The following is a 19,237-nucleotide window of genomic DNA, read 5'->3' on the forward strand; positions in this document are numbered from 1 at the left end:
TCAAATATATAATTCTTATCTCATCAAAATTCCTGAAATTAATAAAATGGATATTGCGGCAAGCGCTATACCCAACCAATTTAATAACGAAAGCCTCTCTTTGAAAATAACTCCTGCGGCAAATGCACTCAATAAAACTACCGCGATATTATTTACAGTTAGTATAACAGCACTTTTACCCGGATTTATTTTCAACACCTTTATAAGAAACCCGATAGAAAAATAATTAGGAATCCCCAATGCTACACCTGCGGCAAGTGATCGCATGGAGAGCTTTTCGCGACCACTGATAATAATAAAAGAGAGTATAGCAATACCAATGCAGGCTGCAGTAGCAAATGCAGTCACCAGATATTCGTCATTATTACTTGTGTTTAAAAACCGTGATTCTACAAATTTAATAGCCGTATCAAGCAACCCACTCCAGATAAAAATAACAGCAGGCACTATGATCAATAATAGTTTTGGCAAAGCAGTTTTATTTTCAATACCGCTGTTTCGATAGCTGGTGAACACTACTGCAGCAAGCGCCAGCAATACACCTGCTATCCTTGCAATATCCACTCCCTCATTATATAAATAAACAGAGAACAGGAAGGGAATAACAAGCGAGAGTTTATATGCCGTTACCGTAACAGCAATGCCTATACGCTGCGCTGAAAACCCAATAACATTAAACAGAAGGATAAAACTTGTACCCATAGCCAGTGCCCAGCCAAACCAATCTGCATATAAAGACGATTTAAGGGGAAGTTGCTGACGAATGATGCTGCCGGTTATTACGCAGGTTATATAGTTTGAAACAATTACCTGCATGGTGCTCCAGCCAAACCGCTGCGCTAACTTGAAAAACAGTGTAAGGTATGTTGAGCATACAATGCTGCCAACCAGGTATATCAAAGTGAAAGGGATTGATTGTTTGAATAATAAGCTACCTGGTCTGAAAACAAGCGCTCATTCTTTACCGGGTGAGAAGACCCAAGCACAGGAGCTTTGATGCCTTCACCTGCTTCTAGATTTTCATTTGTAATAATCCTCGCTTCGTCCCACATTCCTTCATCTATAAAAGATTGCAGCAACTTTGCCCCCCCCTCAATTAATACACTCTGAACGCGGAGATTATATAATGCATGTATGATTTGATGAACAATGCTTACATCATTGGTCACCTGGTAATACCATGTTCTATTTTCCTTATTTTTTATATCGTCAAACGACTCAATAGTATTTTGTATCCTGTTAAAAACAATCGTTGTTACGGCATTATCAAATAAATGCAGATGATGCGGCAAACTCAACTCCATATCAAGCACCAGTCTCACCGGGTTTTTCCCCGGCCATAATCTTGTAGTAAGCGATGGATCATCCAGCCTTGCGGTATTGGTGCCAACCAAAATAGCAGCTTCTTCGCTGCGCCATTTATGCACCAGCCGGTTCGTATATGCATTACTGATATGAAGGCGATTATTGCCCAAATCACCAATAACCCCGTTATTACTTTGCGCCCATTTAAGTACAATATACGGGCGATGTTTTGTATGAAATGTAAAGAACCGCCTGTTCAGCGTTTTACATTCCTTTTCAAGCACATTGGCTATTACAGCTATACCTGCAGTTTTCAGCTTATCAATGCCCTTACCATCTACCTCAGTAAACGGATCCCGGCAGCCAATAACTACTGTGGGTATATCGTGCTTTGTGATAAGATCTGCGCAGGGAGGAGTTTTCCCAAAATGAGCGCAGGGCTCTAAGGAAACATACATTACACTTTTACTGATAAGATTTTCATCTGCTTTATTGACAGATGCAATGCAATTCACTTCCGCATGTGGTTGCCCATATGCTTTATGATATCCCTCTCCTATTATTCTTCCTTCATGCACCAGCACTGCGCCTACCATTGGGTTGGGCGCTGTATTGCCGGCAGCAAGTTGCGCCAGTTGCAAACACCGGTTCATGTATAATTCGTGAAGAGACAACAAGAGTTATATAGCGGTATAAAAATTTACCAACGGGCAAAGGTAACAAGTCTTTGAGTAATTATTACGCTTACAGGCACACCTGAGAATGTCACTTTCTTCAAACGATACCATCAGAAAACAGCCCCGCTTCAAATTAGGCGGGGCTGTTTATTTATTATACAGGTACCGGAAGCTCCTACTGGTTTTTCTTTTTTACCGGCGGAGTTAATGGCCTGATCACTCTTTTTTTAGTAGTATCTACCTGAACCTGGGGAGCAGGCTGAGGAAGCTTGGGCGCATCTAATACATCTAATATCTCTACATCAAATATCAGGTTGCTGTTGGGTTTAATTTTACCTGAACCCTGCGAACCATATCCTAAAACAGAAGGTATGTATATTGTACCCTTTGCTCCTTTACCCATTTGCTTTAAGCCATCTTCAAAACCTTTTATTGAACCACCCTGTCCTATAGTAACATTATATGGTTCGGTATGACGGAAAGTTGAATCAATATTGCTGTCAAACGGTGTACCATCAAGCAACTTACCTGTGTATTTTACCACCAGCGTTTGCCCGTCTTTAGGCAGTTCACCACCAGCTTGTTTAATATCAACATAAGTTCCAACTGTTGTTTTAGCAGGCTTCAGGTTATTCTTGGCAAAATATTCTTCAAGTGTTTTTTCATCTTTCACTTTTTGGCCAATAGCACGGATAGAATCTTCTTTCATGAATGCTGTTCTTTCTTTCATGAAATCTTCCTGGGCATTTTCTGTTTTAAGTATTCCCAGCACCTTGAAAGTGGTAGAAAGATATTCTCCCTTTTTAAATCCTGCAGGCATCATGCCCATACCGTCTTTAAAAATGCTGTCTGTGGGTATACGGGTAATAATACTGTCGCCAACTTTAACCTGTTTAAATATTTCAAAGTATTCTTTAGGTAGCTGCATGCTGTCTATAGGCTGGTACTGGGGTAACTGTCCATAAGTATCTTTCAATAAAGAATCTTTATATTTCTGAGCGAAATTAAATTTCATCACCTCACCGTAGGCAATGGTTTTACCGTTTCCTGAGCTGATGATTTTATACTCCATTCCGTTCTTTAGCTTTTTGAAAGAACTGTTTCCTTTATTGCAGGACATCATAAAGTTCCCCAGTACAATCGCTCCTAAAACCCATATTGCTTTTTTCATAATTAAAATTGATTATTGTAATTGTGTTGCGTTTTCTTTTATAGCGTTTTTAAATGCCTGTACGGTTTTTTGCAGTGAATCAGCGCTTCTTCCACCAGAAGCATTAAAATGCCCTCCACCATTAAAATATGTACGTGCAAAGGTATTTACATCAAAATCTCCTTTGCTTCTGAACGACCACTTTCTTTCTTCATCCCTGTCAATTACCAAACCAGCCAGCTTTATTCCCTGGATGGACAACGGATAATTAACCAGTCCTTCAGTATCGCCTGTTCGTACATTAAATTTCAACAAATCAGATTTTGGTATAGCTATCAATGCCGCATTATATTCATAAAACACTTCCATCCTGTATAATAAAACGTGCCCGAGAAAACGGAGCCTGTCTTCAAGAAAATTATCATAAAGGTTTTCGTGCACAATTGAATGTTGAAGCCCCTTGTTTTTCAGTTCAGCCACCATGCGGTGAACATCTGATGAGGTTGCCGGAAACCGGAATGAACCTGTATCGCCTATAATGCCTGCATACAAACAGGAAGCTATATCCTGGTTAATGAGCTCAGCCTTGCCTGATCCAACTATAAAGTCGTATACCATTTCGCTGGTAGAGCTTTTGGAAGTAAGGCTTATACCATAATCAAAAGATGCTGTTTCAGGCTGCTCATGATGATCAATTAAAACTTTAACACATTGCAGCTCTTTAAGCTTTTGAGCCATGTGCTTTGTTCTGTGCATGGCATTAAAATCAAGGCAGAACAACCATTCAGCACTATCCAGTATGGATAAAGCCTTTTCTTTTGCGGCTTCAAAATCAACTACGTTTCTGCAGCCCGGCATCCATTTTAAGAAATCGGGCCAATTGGTAGGAGATATTACGGCAATATTATGCCCAAGCTGGGATAAAAAACCCGCTAATGCCAGAGATGAGCCCATAGCATCCGGATCAGGCTTTTGATGCATGGTAATTACAATTCTCCGTGGGGTTGATAATAATGGATAAATCTCCTGGATGGGCTTCATAAAAGGCGCAAAAATCATTTATAATAGCCATTCAGTCAAATATTTTTTCCTGCATAAACAGATACAGGCTTATAAGGATGCTAATTACACAAATCAATATGCTAATTATTAACCGAAACAGTACCTTTGCTGCCCAAAAGAAAAAATATGAGCAATAGAACATTTACCATGATTAAGCCTGACGCATTTGCCAATGGTCATTCAGGAGCTATTATAGACAGAATTATAAAGGCAGGCTTTAAAATTGTGGCTTTAAAACTCACATCGCTATCTGCTGAAAAAGCCGGTGAATTTTACGCGGTGCATAAGCAACGTCCTTTTTACGGAGAACTGGTAGAATTTATGAGCAGCGGACCCATTATCGCAGCTATTTTAGAAAAAAACAATGCAGTAGAAGATTTCAGGAAGCTGATTGGTGCAACCGACCCCGCTAAGGCAGATGAAGGTACCATACGCAGGGTTTTTGCTGAAAACCTTGGCAGAAACGCTATTCATGGCAGCGATAGTGATGATAATGCCGCCATAGAAGGCAATTTTTTCTTTTCAGGACTGGAAAGGATTTAAGTGTTTCTATTTAAAAAATAAATAATCTGGCGAAAAAAGACCGGTTTAAGACCGGTTTTTAAAATTTGGCATAATCTTAGTTATAATATAAACATCTTTCTCAAGGGTTTAGGGTTGAAACTAAAGGGGGCTCATTTCCATGGGCCTCAATTTTTTTTATATAGCGGGTAGTTCAATGTATTGCAAAAAAAGATTCCTACAATTTGTGCATATCATTTGGTATTGACCAAAAACTTTTACAACAATTAGTCCTCCGCAGAAAAAGCATAATTTCTTCAAAAAGACAACACACTAACAAAACTTACGCATTGAGCATGCTGTACAAATAAATGAACTTAAAAAGATTGTTGGATAAGACCTGGTTGAACTTCAGCGTTATTAAACATGAGATCAGAAGAGGGACCTAAAAGAGTTGTATTGCATCTGAAATTGTATGCAAAATCCCAAATAAAAAAAGGGTCTCATTTTCATGAAACCCTTTACTGTATTGAGTGGGAGCACACGGGCTCGAACCGCGGACCCTCTGCTTGTAAGGCAGATGCTCTGAACCAACTGAGCTATGCTCCCTTTTTGTAGAACTACCCCGTTTTAATTGGGAGTGCAAAGATAAGTGTTGAATCATTTCTGCAAAATTTTTTTGAAATAAAATCAAACAAAATATATTTTCATCCTCCTCCCTCAATAAGATAATATCTCAAGCCAATGCTGATGACTAATGGCTGACTGCTGATAGCTAACTGCCCAAAGCCCACAACCCACACCCCACCTAATTCGGATACAGTACCAGCCTGAAGCCTCCAATATCATCCATATAATCCTGCTTAACACTATTGCGGGTGGTTACTCTGCAACTGGCTGCCTGGGTAAACCACGAGCCTCCACGCCTGACCCTGCCAGAACCTGACTCCGGCCCAACAGGATTATTATGCTCGTTTTGCTCGTAGTAAAATTTGCTATACCAATCCTGGCACCATTCCCAAACATTGCCCGTCATATCATACAAACCAATTGAATTGGGTTTCTTTTCTCCAACAGGATGCGGATGCCTGCCGCTGTTTCCCGAATACCACCCTGCTTCATCTATATCATCACTACCACTATAGCGAAACTGCTTCCAGTCCTTTCCTCCCTTTGCTGCATACTCCCATTCTGCTTCTGTAGGTAAACTGTATTTTTTATCCGTGAGCGCATTTAATATTTCTATAAACTTTTGTGCATCGTTCCAGGTTACTTTATCAACAGGGCATTGATCACAACCGGAAAATTCACTTGGGTTTGTTCCCATAATAGCAACCCATTGTCTTTGTGTAACAGGATATTTACTTATAGCATACCCGTCTACGGTTACTTCATAAGCAGGGCGTTCATCTGCTTCACCTGCATCATTGCCCATTACAAAATTGCCGCCTGTTACCCACACCATATTGTTCTGAATACTATCTAATAACTCCTTACTCACAACAGGTAAAACAATTTTTTCCTTCTTGTTTTTTTTCTTCTTTTGCTGAGCTGATACATCAATACAAATCAACATAAACAGCATAGCCAAACCAGCTTTCAAAACATTTAATGTCATATGCCGCATTGTTTTCATAATGGTTTGATTGTTTACAGAAAAATTATTTGAATAATATTGCCGTTTTCAAATATAGCAAAAAAAATCCCGCTTCTTTTGAAGCGGGATATATGATATATGACCTTTCGATCAACTGGATTAATAACCCATTCCACCCATATCAGGAGCGCCGTGGTGATGACCACCGCCACCAGCTTCTTCCTTCTTAGGTTTGTCGGAAATAACACATTCAGTTGTAAGCAACATGCTCGCAATTGAAGCAGCGTTTTCAAGTGCAATACGTGTAACTTTTGTAGGATCAATTACACCTGCTTTGAAAAGGTTTTCATACACTTCAGTACGTGCATTGAAACCGTAATCGCCTTTACCTTCTTTTACTTTCTGCACAACAATGCTTCCTTCAATACCACTGTTGAAAACGATCTGGCGAAGCGGTTCTTCAATTGCTCTTTTTACAATTGAAACACCTGTAAGCTCATCTTCATTAACGCCTTTGAATTTATCAAGAGATTCAACAGCACGGATATAAGCTACACCACCTCCAGGAACGATTCCTTCTTCAACCGCAGCGCGGGTTGCATGCAAAGCATCATCCACACGGTCTTTCTTTTCTTTCATTTCAACTTCAGTAGCAGCACCAACCTGTAATACAGCCACACCACCGCTTAATTTAGCAAGGCGTTCCTGTAATTTTTCTTTATCATAATCAGAAGTAGTAACTTCTATCTGCGCTTTAATTTGATTTACACGTGCAGTGATATCGTTTTTCTTTCCTTTACCACCAACGATAGTTGTATTGTCCTTGTCAATTACCACTCTTTCTGCTCTGCCTAAAGAAGTAAGATCAGCACCTTCCAGTTTATGACCTAATTCTTCGCTGATAACAGTACCGCCGGTAAGAATAGAAATATCAGTCAGCATTTCTTTTCTTCTGTCGCCAAAGCCGGGAGCTTTAACTGCAGCCACTTTCAAAGTGCCACGCAATTTATTTACAACCAGCGTTGCCAATGCTTCACCTTCCAGGTCTTCAGAAATGATCACCAGGGGAGCTCCCTGTTGAGCAACTTTTTCCAGGATGTGAAGAATATCTTTCATGGTGCTTACTTTCTTATCATAGATAAGGATGTAAGGTTTTTCTAATTCAGCTTCCATTTTTTCGCTGTTGGTAACGAAATAAGGAGAGATATAACCACGATCGAACTGCATCCCTTCAACTACTTCAATGCCGGTTTCAGTACCACGTGCTTCTTCAACAGTGATAACGCCATCTTTACCAACTTTAGCAAAAGCTTCTGCAATTAATTTACCGATAGCTTCGTCGTTGTTGGCAGAGATAGAAGCAACCTGCTGAATTTTTTTGCTGTCGGAACCTACAGTCTGAGACTGAGATTTTAAATGCTCAACAACTCTTTCAACCGCTTTAGCAATACCACGTTTCAAATCCATTGGATTTGCACCGGCAGCTACGTTTTTCAAACCTTCCGCAATGATAGATTGTGCCAACACGGTAGCAGTAGTAGTACCATCACCTGCAATATCAGCAGTTTTGCTGGCAACTTCTTTCACCATTTGAGCACCCATATTTTCAATCGGATCTTCCAGTTCTATTTCTTTAGCTACAGTAACACCATCTTTGGTTACAGCAGGAGCACCGAATTTTTTTTCTATTACCACATTACGACCTTTAGGTCCCAATGTTACTTTTACGGCATTTGCCAGAACATCAACGCCTCTTTTCATTTTGTTGCGGGCGTCAACTTCAAAAAACAATTGTTTTGCCATGATATTTTAAATTTGAAATTTGTGATTTAAAATTTGAGATAGCCGGGCATTCCTGCCAACCGTCTCTTTTAAAATTGCTATAAATATTTTTAAACGATAGCAAGAATATCAGACTCTCTCATAATAAGATAGTCTCCGCCATCAATCGTTATTTCAGTACCGGCATATTTGCCATATAATACTACATCACCTGATTTTACGCTTACAGGCTCGTCTTTTTTACCAGGACCAGCGGCAACAACAGTTCCACGCTGTGGCTTTTCTTTTGCAGTATCAGGAATAATGATGCCCCCTGCAGTCTTTTCTTCCGCAGGAGCTGGTTTCACGATCACCCTGTCATGAAGGGGAGTTACACTAAATTTTTTAGACATAAAAATGATTTTTTGTTGATTAAAGACTTGATTTTAAAAATCTTTAAGGCGGACAAAGGTATACGAATAATATGCCAATGCGTCAATGCCGGAAAAAATTTCAGTTTTTATTGTAATACCGCAATTTGTGGAAAAAGATGGCAGAAACGGACCTGGGGATATATGCCAATTTTACCGGAAAAGGTAGAAGGTAAAGGGTTTAAGGTATATGATTGAAACGATCTTCGCCTTATATCTCATACCTTCCATCTTTTCTCTTATACCAAAATTTCCCTACCTTCGCCGCCGCTTAATAGTTCTTTAAAGATGATCAGCAGAAGAAACATACGTGTAAAAGTTATGCAAACCCTCTACACTATTGATACCAGTGAAGAGCAAGCCCAGGGAAATAAATTTAATAAGTTATTAGACAAGCATTTAGAGCAATCCCGCCAGATTTTCGTTTATCTCATTCATCATATCATAAGCATAGCCCGCTATGCAGAAACGGACTCCCGTTTACGATCTTCAAAACATTTGCCCAGCAAAGAAGATCTGAATGTAAATATTAAAATAGCCGGCAATGAAATAGTATGGAAAATACTGGAAGACTCCTCGTACCAGCGTGCTGTTGCCGAAATAAAGCCCCAGCACTGGGATAATGATGAGTTGATAAGAAAGACTTATTTACAGCTTGTAGAAGCGCCTGTATATAAGGAATATATTGCGCTGCAGGAAAGAAATAAGAAATCGGAGAAAAATATACTGGAATATATTTTTACAGACCTGATGCTGGCAAACGATGACTTTATGTCTCATATGGATGATACCTTTCTCCACTGGGACGACGATGCAGAAATGATGAACCAGCTTGTACTGAACTTTCTGCAAAAACCGGCAAATGCTGATTTCCAGGATATGCTGGGCGCGGAAAAAAGGAAATTTGCGAACGACCTGCTGCAAACTGTTTTAGAGAAAAAAGAATACTGCCTTGAGCTCATCAAGCCCAAATTAAAAAACTGGGATGCGGAAAGAATAGCTGTGCTGGATATGATCCTTATGGAAATGGGCGTTTGCGAGTTCCTGTATTTTGATACCATACCTACAAAAGTTACCATTAATGAATATATTGACCTGGCAAAGGAATACAGCACACAGCAGAGCGGGCATTTTGTAAATGGTATTTTGGATAATATTCATAAGGATCTGCTGGCACAGGATAAACTGCACAAAGTATCTCATAAAAAATCTTAACGCGTTTATAAAAACTATTAAGCAATTAAGAAAAGTTAAGCGGTTTAATTCCCTTAATTTCTTAATGGCTCAAAATATAAAATAACGCAGGCACTGCCAATTCCCTTCGCGCTTTCCTTGTAATAAAAATGTACATTTGCAGTCCAAATTCAATAAAAGATGAGCAGACTTATTTTGGCCGCCATTATTATTACAACTTTTTTTGCAGCCTGCCAGCAGGGAGAAAGCAAAACACCTGTGGCCACCGATGCTGCAAAAGCAGCAAACGCTCCTGTTGATCCGGCAAGCCTAACAACCATACAATGGCTGGATTCTACGCTTGACAAAGGCACCATAACCGAAGGAGAAAAAATTGAAGTAGCATACCGTTTTAAAAATACCGGTAATAAACCCCTGGTAATAAAAGATGTTCGCCCTTCCTGCGGATGCACCGTAGCTGAAAAACCTGAAGAACCTATTGCACCAGGCGGAGAAGGTATTATTAAAGGTGTATTTAACAGCGCAAATAAATTGGGACCCAATCACAAGACTATTCATGTGGTTACCAATACACAACCCGATACCTATGCGCTTGTTTTTAATGTGGTAGTCAATAAAAAGAATTAATCAAATTTGTATTCAAATATTTAAAACAACAACATGACAAGTTATTTAACATTATTACAGAGTGCACAGGGAAATGCCCAAATGATGCAGATGATTATGCTGGTAGGTATCATCGCGGTATTTTACTTTTTCATGATCCGCCCTCAAACCAAGAAAGCGAAAGAAGCTAAAAACTTTCAGACCAACCTTCAGAAAGGCGATAAAGTAGTTACCATTGCCGGTATACATGGCAAAATAGATAAGGTAAATGAAGACAATACCCTGCAGCTTGAAGTTAGCCCCGGCAGCTATCTCAAAATTGAAAAAAGTGCTATCAGCATGGAATGGAGCAAACAATTAAATGGCGCTGCTGCTGATAAAAAATAAAATTTAACGAGTTAATAAAAAATCCGGGATCCAGACTATGGGTTTCGGATTTTTATTTTCTATAAGTTTATACAAAATTTCAGTCCTTGCTTAAAATAGGTTTAACAGGCGGAATCGGCTCAGGCAAAAGCCTTGTTGCCCGCATATTTGAAGTGCTGGGTATCGCAGTGTATTATGCTGACACAGCGGCTAAAGCAATTATGAACAATGATGAAATACTGAAAGCCGGGATCATCAGGCATTTTGGCACCGAATCTTATACCAATGGATTGCTCAATAGAAAGTATATCGCGTCAAAAGTATTTGGTAATGAAGATCAGCTAGCCTTATTAAACAGTCTTGTTCACCCGGCAACAATACGGGATGCTGAAAAGTGGATGCTGCAACAAAGCGCTCCTTATACCATTAAAGAAGCCGCCCTTATTTTTGAAAGCGGCTCACAGGAACATCTTGATTATGTAATTGGCGTATATGCACCCAAAAACCTGCGCATACTTCGAACCATGCAGCGCGATAATGTAAGCCGAGATGAAGTTTTAAAACGCATGAAAAACCAGATAAATGAAGAGATAAAAATGAGGCTCTGCGATTTTGTTATCTATAATGATGAACAGAAAGCCATACTTCCACAGGTGCTTGCCCTGCACGAACAATTATTAACGATTGTAAAAAGAACACTACATGAGCCACAAAGTCATTCCCATACTGCGCATATTTGATGAAGCAAAAGCCCGTGAATTTTATATTGACTGGCTGGATTTTTCGGTTGATTGGGAACATCGCTTTGACAGTAATACGCCCTTATATATGCAGGTATCTAAAGAAGATATTGTACTGCATTTATCCGAACACCACGACGACGGTTGCCCCGGCGCAAAAGTATTTATTGAAACAAGCGAAGGGCTTGCCCGCTATCAAAAATTACTGATAGAAAAAAATTACAAATACGGCCACCCCGGTCTGGAAGAAGCGCCATGGAATGCCATAACATTAACACTGCACGATCCTTTTGGCAACAAATTGTTGTTTAGTGAAAAGAAAATGGAACACGGATAAAACGGATATGACGGATATTCACGAAATGTATCCGCGTTATTCAGTACAATCCGCGTATTCCGTGTGCTATTCTATAAAGAACAGGGTAATACATAAAACAGGTCAGTTGTTGTTCAAAAATTATTTTTAAACAGCTTCTTAAAGACCTGCAAGGCCAGGCATCAGCCGGTTGTATAGAAAAATTGCCGGACATACAGCATAAATACAAAGTGTTCATAATAATTATACAGAACAAAGATGAAGCCGTAGCTTTAGCACACTTCAACCGCTTATATTTTCCTTCATTTTAAATTTGTAATATGGCGCGCTATTTCGTAACAGCGGTATTGGTATTTTTTGTTTTATCATCTTTTTGTCAAACAGAAACGGCACAACTGGATTCGCTGGTTAGCAGGTATGCCAAGCTGAACAGGTTTAATGGTTCAGTATTAATTGCAAAAGGTGGAAATATTCTGCTCAATAAAGGCTATGGCTACAGAAATGTTCCCAGTAAAATAACCAACGATGAAAACAGCATTTTTCAATTAGGTTCAATTACCAAACAATTTACTACCGCGGTTATTTTAAAATTACAGCAGGAAAAGAAATTAAATGTAACGGATAAGCTAAGCAAATACTTTCCAAAATTTCCCAAAGGAGATAGCATCACTATAGAACAACTCATGCTGCACACTTCCGGTATATACAGCTATACCAGTGACAGTAAATTTATGGAAACAGAAGTAAGCAAACCCGCTAACCGGGAAAAGATGATGGCTTTATTTAAAGACAAACCACTCGATTTTTCACCTGGCAAAGGTTGGAATTATTCCAACAGTGGTTATTCTATGCTGGGATATATTATTGAAAAAGTTACAAAAATGCCTTACGAACTAGTGGTGCGGCAATATATTTTTTCACCGCTGCAAATGACACATAGTGGCTTTGATTTTACACACCTGCAGTCGCCTGAAAAAACAACGGGTTATTTTAAAATAGATAATAAAAGTGCCGACACAGCCCCCATTGTAGATTCATCGGTATCTTTTTCCGCCGGTGCTATTTACTCAACTGTAGGAGATTTATATAAATGGCACCAGGCGCTTGAAAACTATACCATCCTCTCCGAAGCCGACCAGGAAAAAGCGTATACGCCTGTACGTAATCATTATGGTTATGGCTGGGGAATAGATAGTATTGACGGTAAAAGAAAAGTTGGGCACAGCGGCGGCATACATGGTTATATCACCAATTTTGTTCGCGTGCCGGAAGATGATATATGCATTGTATTACTCAGTAATGCATCTGACAAATCGCTGGAAGAAATTACAGATAAGGTATTGAAACAATTATATAATAAGCCCTACGATTTACCTAAACTAAAAACCGCTCTCATACTTACCGATTCTATTTTAAAACAGTATGAAGGCACTTATGAAATCCGCCCGGATTTAAAAGTAGTGATGAGCATAAAGAACGGCGCATTGAACGCTGCGCCTACCAATCAATCTGTAAAAGTATTATCGGCTGAAAAAGAAGATTCATTTTTTGACCCGAATGACAATGTACAGGTCGAATTTGTAAAGAACTTCAAAAATGAAGTAGAAGGTTTTTTACTATTCCAGGGTGGAAGAAAAATATTTTGCAGGAAGCTGAAAGAATAAGCTGCGTGCGCAACCAGTTTCTTTTACACTCTCAAAAACACCTTCTTCTTATAAAGGAAATATAAAACCGCCCATTTTATCAGAACATACCCTATTGCCGCTACCACTATATTATATGGCGTTCCCGCAAGTTGTTCAGCCCATTTAAAAAAAGCATTAGTAGTATAATCCCAGTCAATAAAATGTTCCGACATATAAATTAAAATGGAATTCATACCGATTACTTTAAAAAAGAATGCCCATTTTTTATACCCCTTAACATCAATGACATAGTAAAAAACGGCCAATAATATCAGGCTGTATCCTCCAACATTCAGCACAAAAGAACTGGTCCATAAATTTTTATTGATGGGAAAATCAATATCCCATATATGGGCTACAATCACAAATACAACACCTGCAACCAGCATGTACAAAACTTTTTTGCTTTGTCCGAGTTGATTCTTTTTTAAAAAATTGCCTGTAATAATACCCAGCAAGCCTGTAGCTATAGCAGGTATTGTGCTAGCTAATCCTTCGGGATCGTGAATACCCAGGTATAGCTTACCGGGCATTACAAGTCGGTCTATATAAGAAGCAAAATTACCTTCCATTGTAAGATCGCCTGCGGGGAACCCGGGTGCAGATGTAAACTTCAGCAACAACCAATACCCGATTATAATTCCGAAGAACCAGATTATCTGTGCCCGCTCCTTAAAATACAATGCTATAATGTTTGCAAACATGTATGCAAGCCCTATGCGCCCAAGCACACTCCCGAATCGTATTTCTGATAATGCGTGAAGTTGCAGACCATTATTATAAATAACACCAAACAATACAAGAAGCAACCCTCTTTTTATAACACGCCACAGAAGTTGCTGCCGTGTTTTACCTCTCTCCAGCTCTTTTCCAACTGAATAAGGAGTGGCCACTCCCGCAATAAAAAGAAACAATGGAAATATAAGATCGTAAAAATGAAAGCCATTCCAGTCGGGATGCGTAAGCTCCTCTGCAAACCCTTTCCAGAAAGAAGAGCCGCTTGCCCTGGAAAGTGATTCAATTATGCCTTCGCCGCCCATAATCCAGAACATATCAAAACCGCGTAAAGCATCAAGAGAATATAAACGCCCGGAAGGTTGAGTAGTTTTCAATGCCATAATATGCAGGGAGTAAAATTGATTATTACAATTGAGATTACACAAAGTAAGATATACTAAGGCACATGCAAAATAATTTGGTCGGGAAGAAAAAAAAGTTCCGATGCCAAACTTTGTTAATGATTTGCAATCGATTGTTTACCCAAACAATAAGTTGCCTTTATTAGCAATATTGGTGCGTTTATCAAATACACAATCTACATGCCGGGCTTCATCTATCGTTCCTTTTGTACTTCGAATTACGCTTCCGTATTCAAGGCTATCTTCACCTGTAACCCTGACAGCAATTTGCTGGTCAAAATTTTCATTGAAAATGATAATGTACAGTTATATGACACATGTCCATGTATTATTGCCTGCTATTTACCCGCGTACTCTATTTTAATGGTGGCATTCTCCTGCAGGTTTGTTTTGGCAAACAACTCATAGTGATCATCACCGGAAATTATACGCATAAAAGCGGTATTAGGGGGTATATTGCCCAGGTTCTCTGCTACCAGTATAAACTCATGTGTCCTTTTATCAGCACTTGCGGTAATGGTATAAACAATAGGTGTAGTTCCCAGTATCTTCTTATCAATTATTTTATTGCCATTGTGATATACAGATACAATGTCCGTATCTATCTCTCCATTATCAAACAACATTATTTTTATTTCGGGTGAAAACACTTTATATGTTGCTATAACAGTATTGGTACGGGCTAGCTGGTTTATTGTATCAATAACGGGTGGCACAACAGTTTTTGCAGTATCATTTTTCAGTATAGCATTAATATCTTTTGATACCTCCTTATCACCAAATGCGCCTGTAATTTTCTTCTGTACAGCAGCATCAAAACCAGATAATAGTTTGTAGTATTTTGTTTCACCATCGCAAGTTTGCCCGCAATTAATATTGGTAAGCGTCAACAATATAGTATCTGCAGAAATACGGATCACCGATGTTGAGTTACATGCCCTGCAATCCCACCATTGGCCATATGGCGGTTCTTTGGTATACAGTACCTGTCCATAATTAAATTTCAGTCCGCTGTTTTCATACAAACCTGTAAACGCGATATCCTGCCGCGTTCCTTTTCCATCTTTTACCTCACTAACCAGCTTGCCCATAAACCTGTTGCCCGCAACTTTATCTATATACAGTGTTCTAACATAATCAGTAGAATATAAACTGCCCGGAACAATACCTGTGCCCTTCCATACGCCAGACATCCAGGCGATATCCTGCGCATAACAATTGCAGCATATAAAAACCATTAATACACTACCAATAACTCTCCTTAAAAACAAAAACATAGAATTGAAAACAGGCATAATGCTATTCAGCATTTTACTTTCTTTAAAAAACTGATTAAAAGGTTTGAAGTATAACCGGTATGAAAGTTCTTCGAGGATTGGGGGCTAAAAATAGGAATTATATACAATCAGGCAATAAATATATTAAAGCAGCCCGCTCATCTATAACTTCCCTTGCTTTTCGGCAGGCTGGTGTATTTCAATAACCGCCCTAAAACCTAAAATCCTTATTTTTGCGGGATGAATCCGGAGGAAAAGAAGCCCATAAAAGTCGCGATATTGGATTTATATGAAGGCGTTCCAAACCAGGGAATGAGATGTATTCGCGAAATCCTGAACCAGTACGGAGAAGCTAATCACCTTGATCTTCAATGGGATGAGTTTGAAGTAAGACAGAAGCTGGAAATTCCTGAAGTTTCTGAATACGATATTTTTATATCCAGCGGTGGACCGGGAAGCCCACTTGACAGTGAAGGCAGCGAATGGGAAAAAAAATATTTTGACTGGCTGAATGCTTTACAAAACCGGAATGCCGACACCCTTAATCAACAAAAGAAATTTGCCTTTTTTATCTGCCATTCATTTCAGCTTATCTGCCGCTATTATAAGCTGGCTGTAGTCAGCAAACGAAAATCTACCTCCTTTGGCGTATTTCCGATGCACGTACTGGATGCAGGTATTAATGAAAATATTTTTGAAGGTTTGGATGATCCTTTTTACGCTGTAGACAGTCGTGATTACCAGGTAACCTCACCAAATTACGCGCAGCTTGCTGCATTGCGTTCCAGCATACTATGCATTGAAAAAGAAAGACCTCATATACCACTTGAAAGAGCTATTATGGCTGTGCGGTTTAATGATTATATGGTAGGCACGCAGTTTCACCCCGAAGCTGATGCGATAGGGATGAGCATGTATCTTCAGCAGGACGACAAAAAGAAAAGCGTGATTGAAGCATATGGCGAAGCCAAATGGGCATCAATGATAGAACAGCTTAACGACCCTGATAAAATACTATGGACATACGCCCATGTACTGCCTAACTTTCTCAATCATTCCATAGAACATTTACAGGCGGTTGTATTATAAATATCGCTACCTTTCTGTAAACATTTTTGGATGGTAGCATCATTGCGCAAAGCGTTCAACCAAAACTTTACCAGGGAACGTTACGAAGCATTTCTCGCTGATCTTACAAGCAAACATCCCGGCGCCATTGAATTCCGCGTAGCAGAAACGCCCATTTTTGCTGACAGGCATTTCACAAAAAAAATGACAGATGCCTGCGAAAGCATTGTTGATATTATTACAGGTACAGACTTTAAAAAGCTTACGGCGAGGGCAATTCCGCCCGGTGAAAACGTTGCGGCTGAAACGCCGCACAGCCACATGATCGCTTTTGATTTTGGCGTATGCATTAACGACAATGGGGAACTGGAACCACAGCTCATAGAAATGCAGGGCTTTCCTACCCTCTTTGGTTTCCAGGTATATTACCCTGAAGTATTGGAAAAGCATTTTGATATACCGGGAAACTACTCGCATTATTTAAGCGGGTATAATAAAAACAGCTATGTAGCCATGCTGAGGAAGCTATTGCTTGGTGAGCATAATGTTGAAAATGTAATACTGCTTGAAATAAAACCACACGAACAAAAAACGCGTATAGATTTTTACTGCACCCAGGATTACACAGGTGTAAAACCGGTTTGTCTCACTGAATTATTTGCCGAAGGCAACAACCTGTTTTATATGAATGAAGGAAAGAAAACTGCGGTAAAAAGAATTTACAACAGGGTGATTTTTGATGAACTGAAAAGCAGGAATGATCTTGGCAATATCATTGACATCACCAAGCAATGGAACGTTGAATGGATACCTCATCCAAACTGGTTTTACCGTATCAGCAAGTTTACTTTACCTTTTATAAAAAACCCCTTTGTACCTGAAACCTTCTTTTTAAGCGATATAAAACAGATGCCGGCAGATTTGGAGAACTATGTATTAAAACCGCTCTTTTCATTTGCAGGCCAGGGTGTGGTGATTGATGTAACACAGGGTGATATCAATAGTATAAAAGATCCAGAAAACTGGATACTGCAACGCAAGGTTAAGTATGCAGATGTTATTGAAACGCCTGATATTCCAGCCAAGGCAGAAATAAGAATAATGTATGTGTGGCCGGACAATGAAGCCCGCCCCCACCCTGCTATTAACCTTGCCCGCTTAAGTAAGGGCAAAATGATTGGCGTACGATATAATGCGGAAAAAGAATGGGTTGGCGGATCGGTATGCTATTTTGAAACTTATTAACGTTATTTAACCTGTTCCATTATTAACCATATATACACAATCGTACATTTGTTATGAATAATAAACAAGCTATGAAGTGGGTTATACTTACAATCACCGGTGTTGTTGTTTCTGCTGCTCAGTTAGCAGCACAACAAACCGCTACAAGCCTGATTGTAAAATCCAAAACAGAGATCACTTTTCCTGAAAACCCTAACCGTGGCGATGGCGATGGTTTTAACGGGCCATCGGGAATGGAAAGTAAAAATACCACCTACTACAAGGGTGACTTTATAAAAACACTGAACCAGTCTGATTTTGGTAACAATATTGTCATCGTAGATAAAAAAAACAAAAAAACTACTACGCTTATAGAAGCGATGGGTAGAAAAACAGGATTTTATACAACAGAAGAAGACCAGGAGAAGATGCGGGAGGATGCACAAAAAAGAATGGATTCTCTCCGCCAGGCCAGAGGGGGGAATGACGACCAGCAAAGAAATTTTACACCTGCGGAACCTGAAATCGTATACACAAACGAAACAAAAAAAATAGCCGGTTACAATTGTAAAAAAGCAATCATCAAAACCAAAAGCAGGCAGGGAGAAGTATCTGAACTGCATGTTTGGTATACGCCCGATGTTCAAAGGCCGGAAGGCTATCCTGTTTCAGGTGCCAACACTGGCGGGGGCGGTTTTGCAAGAGGATTTTCCGGCGGCGGCCCGGGTGGTGGTGCATTTGGAGGATTATCAAATCTTGAAAAAATTAATGGCTTTATTATGGGTTATAATATGAGCAGACCCAATGGTTTTAAAATGGAGACAGAAGTGACCAGCATTGAAGTAAACCCGGCTATTGAGGACAAGGTTTTTGAAATTCCAAAGGGATATGATATTAAGCCAATGTCTGAAATGCAGCAATTTTTCAACAGGCGTTTTAATGGTGGTTCGCCTCCTTCACAATAAACAATAAAGAGCTTTGGATTTTGGGGCTATTAACATACAACGGGGCTGCCTGCCAGGCAGCCCCAATTATTTAAAGCATGTATGAACAAACTACACCTGTTTAAATACCGGAAATAATTTTACAGCCGCGTATAGCATAAGCTATCATTAATATTTTACCAGTATTTGTGAAT

19 protein-coding genes and 1 tRNA gene are annotated in these 19,237 nt (G+C 39.4%); 10 read left to right on the plus strand and 10 right to left on the minus strand.

The genetic code is table 11. From position 1 onward, the window contains the following. Positions 1–15: 15 nt before the first annotated feature. The 4 genes from DC498_RS15665 to DC498_RS15680 form a co-directional block, all read right to left on the minus strand. The gene (locus DC498_RS15665) at positions 16–900 is read right to left on the minus strand and encodes a hypothetical protein (RefSeq protein ID WP_116875118.1); all 885 of its coding nucleotides are present in this window, start codon (positions 898–900) and stop codon (positions 16–18) included. Beyond that, positions 897–1,982, minus strand: coding sequence for a bifunctional diaminohydroxyphosphoribosylaminopyrimidine deaminase/5-amino-6-(5-phosphoribosylamino)uracil reductase RibD (ribD, locus tag DC498_RS15670; protein WP_255415848.1), 1,086 nt, complete (start codon positions 1,980–1,982; stop codon positions 897–899). The genes DC498_RS15665 and ribD overlap by 4 nt, the downstream gene beginning before the upstream one ends. A 175-nt stretch (positions 1,983–2,157) precedes the next feature. Then, on the minus strand, positions 2,158–3,153 hold the full coding sequence (locus DC498_RS15675; RefSeq protein WP_116875120.1) for an FKBP-type peptidyl-prolyl cis-trans isomerase: 996 nt from the start codon (positions 3,151–3,153) through the stop codon (positions 2,158–2,160). A 12-nt stretch (positions 3,154–3,165) separates the two neighbouring features. Next, positions 3,166–4,173 carry a DHH family phosphoesterase gene (locus tag DC498_RS15680; protein WP_116875173.1) on the minus strand — a complete coding sequence of 336 codons (1,008 nt, stop codon included), beginning with the start codon at positions 4,171–4,173 and terminating at the stop codon, positions 3,166–3,168. Positions 4,174–4,320: 147 nt separating this feature from the next. On the opposite strand from DC498_RS15680, the gene DC498_RS15685 reads away from it, so the two are divergent. Further along, complete coding sequence (locus tag DC498_RS15685) at positions 4,321–4,737, plus strand: nucleoside-diphosphate kinase (RefSeq protein WP_116875121.1); 417 nt, start codon at positions 4,321–4,323, stop codon at positions 4,735–4,737. Between the two features lie 492 nt (positions 4,738–5,229). On the opposite strand, the gene DC498_RS15690 is transcribed toward DC498_RS15685, so the two are convergent. From DC498_RS15690 to DC498_RS15705, 4 genes are all read right to left on the minus strand, one after another. Next, positions 5,230–5,304, minus strand: a tRNA-Val gene (locus DC498_RS15690). Positions 5,305–5,503: 199 nt separating this feature from the next. After that, the gene (locus tag DC498_RS15695; protein ID WP_165813860.1) at positions 5,504–6,313 is read right to left on the minus strand and encodes a formylglycine-generating enzyme family protein; all 810 of its coding nucleotides are present in this window, start codon (positions 6,311–6,313) and stop codon (positions 5,504–5,506) included. 138 nt (positions 6,314–6,451) lie between these two features. Further along, entirely contained in the window at positions 6,452–8,095 is a 1,644-nt protein-coding gene (gene groL / locus DC498_RS15700) for a chaperonin GroEL (RefSeq protein WP_116875123.1), read from the minus strand. 89 nt (positions 8,096–8,184) lie between these two features. Then, positions 8,185–8,466: a co-chaperone GroES gene (locus DC498_RS15705; protein WP_116875124.1), complete on the minus strand. Its 282-nt coding sequence runs from the start codon at positions 8,464–8,466 to the stop codon at positions 8,185–8,187. 306 nt (positions 8,467–8,772) lie between these two features. On the opposite strand from DC498_RS15705, the gene nusB reads away from it, so the two are divergent. The 6 genes from nusB (at position 8,773) to DC498_RS15735 (ending at position 13,370) form a co-directional block, all read left to right on the plus strand. After that, positions 8,773–9,699: a transcription antitermination factor NusB gene (nusB, locus tag DC498_RS15710; protein WP_116875125.1), complete on the plus strand. Its 927-nt coding sequence runs from the start codon at positions 8,773–8,775 to the stop codon at positions 9,697–9,699. A 159-nt stretch (positions 9,700–9,858) separates the two neighbouring features. Further along, positions 9,859–10,305 carry a DUF1573 domain-containing protein gene (locus DC498_RS15715; RefSeq protein ID WP_116875126.1) on the plus strand — a complete coding sequence of 149 codons (447 nt, stop codon included), beginning with the start codon at positions 9,859–9,861 and terminating at the stop codon, positions 10,303–10,305. Between the two features lie 33 nt (positions 10,306–10,338). Then, on the plus strand, positions 10,339–10,671 hold the full coding sequence (gene yajC, locus DC498_RS15720; RefSeq protein ID WP_116875127.1) for a preprotein translocase subunit YajC: 333 nt from the start codon (positions 10,339–10,341) through the stop codon (positions 10,669–10,671). Between the two features lie 86 nt (positions 10,672–10,757). Further along, positions 10,758–11,390, plus strand: coding sequence for a dephospho-CoA kinase (gene coaE / locus DC498_RS15725; RefSeq protein WP_116875128.1), 633 nt, complete (start codon positions 10,758–10,760; stop codon positions 11,388–11,390). Continuing rightward, entirely contained in the window at positions 11,353–11,727 is a 375-nt protein-coding gene (locus DC498_RS15730) for a glyoxalase superfamily protein (protein WP_116875129.1), read from the plus strand. Before coaE ends, DC498_RS15730 begins: the two co-directional genes overlap by 38 nt. Before the next feature lie 299 nt (positions 11,728–12,026). Next, positions 12,027–13,370 carry a serine hydrolase domain-containing protein gene (locus tag DC498_RS15735; protein ID WP_116875130.1) on the plus strand — a complete coding sequence of 448 codons (1,344 nt, stop codon included), beginning with the start codon at positions 12,027–12,029 and terminating at the stop codon, positions 13,368–13,370. Positions 13,371–13,393: 23 nt separating this feature from the next. On the opposite strand, the gene DC498_RS15740 is transcribed toward DC498_RS15735, so the two are convergent. Together DC498_RS15740 and DC498_RS15745 are read right to left on the minus strand one after the other, a co-directional pair. Next, positions 13,394–14,509, minus strand: a complete 1,116-nt coding sequence (locus DC498_RS15740) for an acyltransferase family protein (RefSeq protein WP_116875131.1) — start codon at positions 14,507–14,509, stop codon at positions 13,394–13,396. A gap of 359 nt (positions 14,510–14,868) precedes the next feature. Next, the gene (locus DC498_RS15745; protein ID WP_116875132.1) at positions 14,869–15,840 is read right to left on the minus strand and encodes a hypothetical protein; all 972 of its coding nucleotides are present in this window, start codon (positions 15,838–15,840) and stop codon (positions 14,869–14,871) included. A 207-nt stretch (positions 15,841–16,047) separates the two neighbouring features. Here DC498_RS15745 and DC498_RS15750 point away from each other — a divergent pair, with 207 nt between their 5' ends. From DC498_RS15750 to DC498_RS15760, 3 genes are all read left to right on the plus strand, one after another. Further along, positions 16,048–16,896, plus strand: coding sequence for a type 1 glutamine amidotransferase (locus DC498_RS15750; RefSeq protein WP_116875133.1), 849 nt, complete (start codon positions 16,048–16,050; stop codon positions 16,894–16,896). A gap of 30 nt (positions 16,897–16,926) precedes the next feature. Then, positions 16,927–18,120, plus strand: coding sequence for a hypothetical protein (locus tag DC498_RS15755; RefSeq protein WP_116875134.1), 1,194 nt, complete (start codon positions 16,927–16,929; stop codon positions 18,118–18,120). A 71-nt stretch (positions 18,121–18,191) separates the two neighbouring features. Beyond that, entirely contained in the window at positions 18,192–19,064 is an 873-nt protein-coding gene (locus tag DC498_RS15760) for a hypothetical protein (RefSeq protein ID WP_133176869.1), read from the plus strand. Positions 19,065–19,237: the final 173 nt, after the last annotated feature.

This window comes from Terrimonas sp., assembly GCF_003075435.1.
GTDB lineage: Bacteria > Bacteroidota > Bacteroidia > Chitinophagales > Chitinophagaceae > Agriterribacter.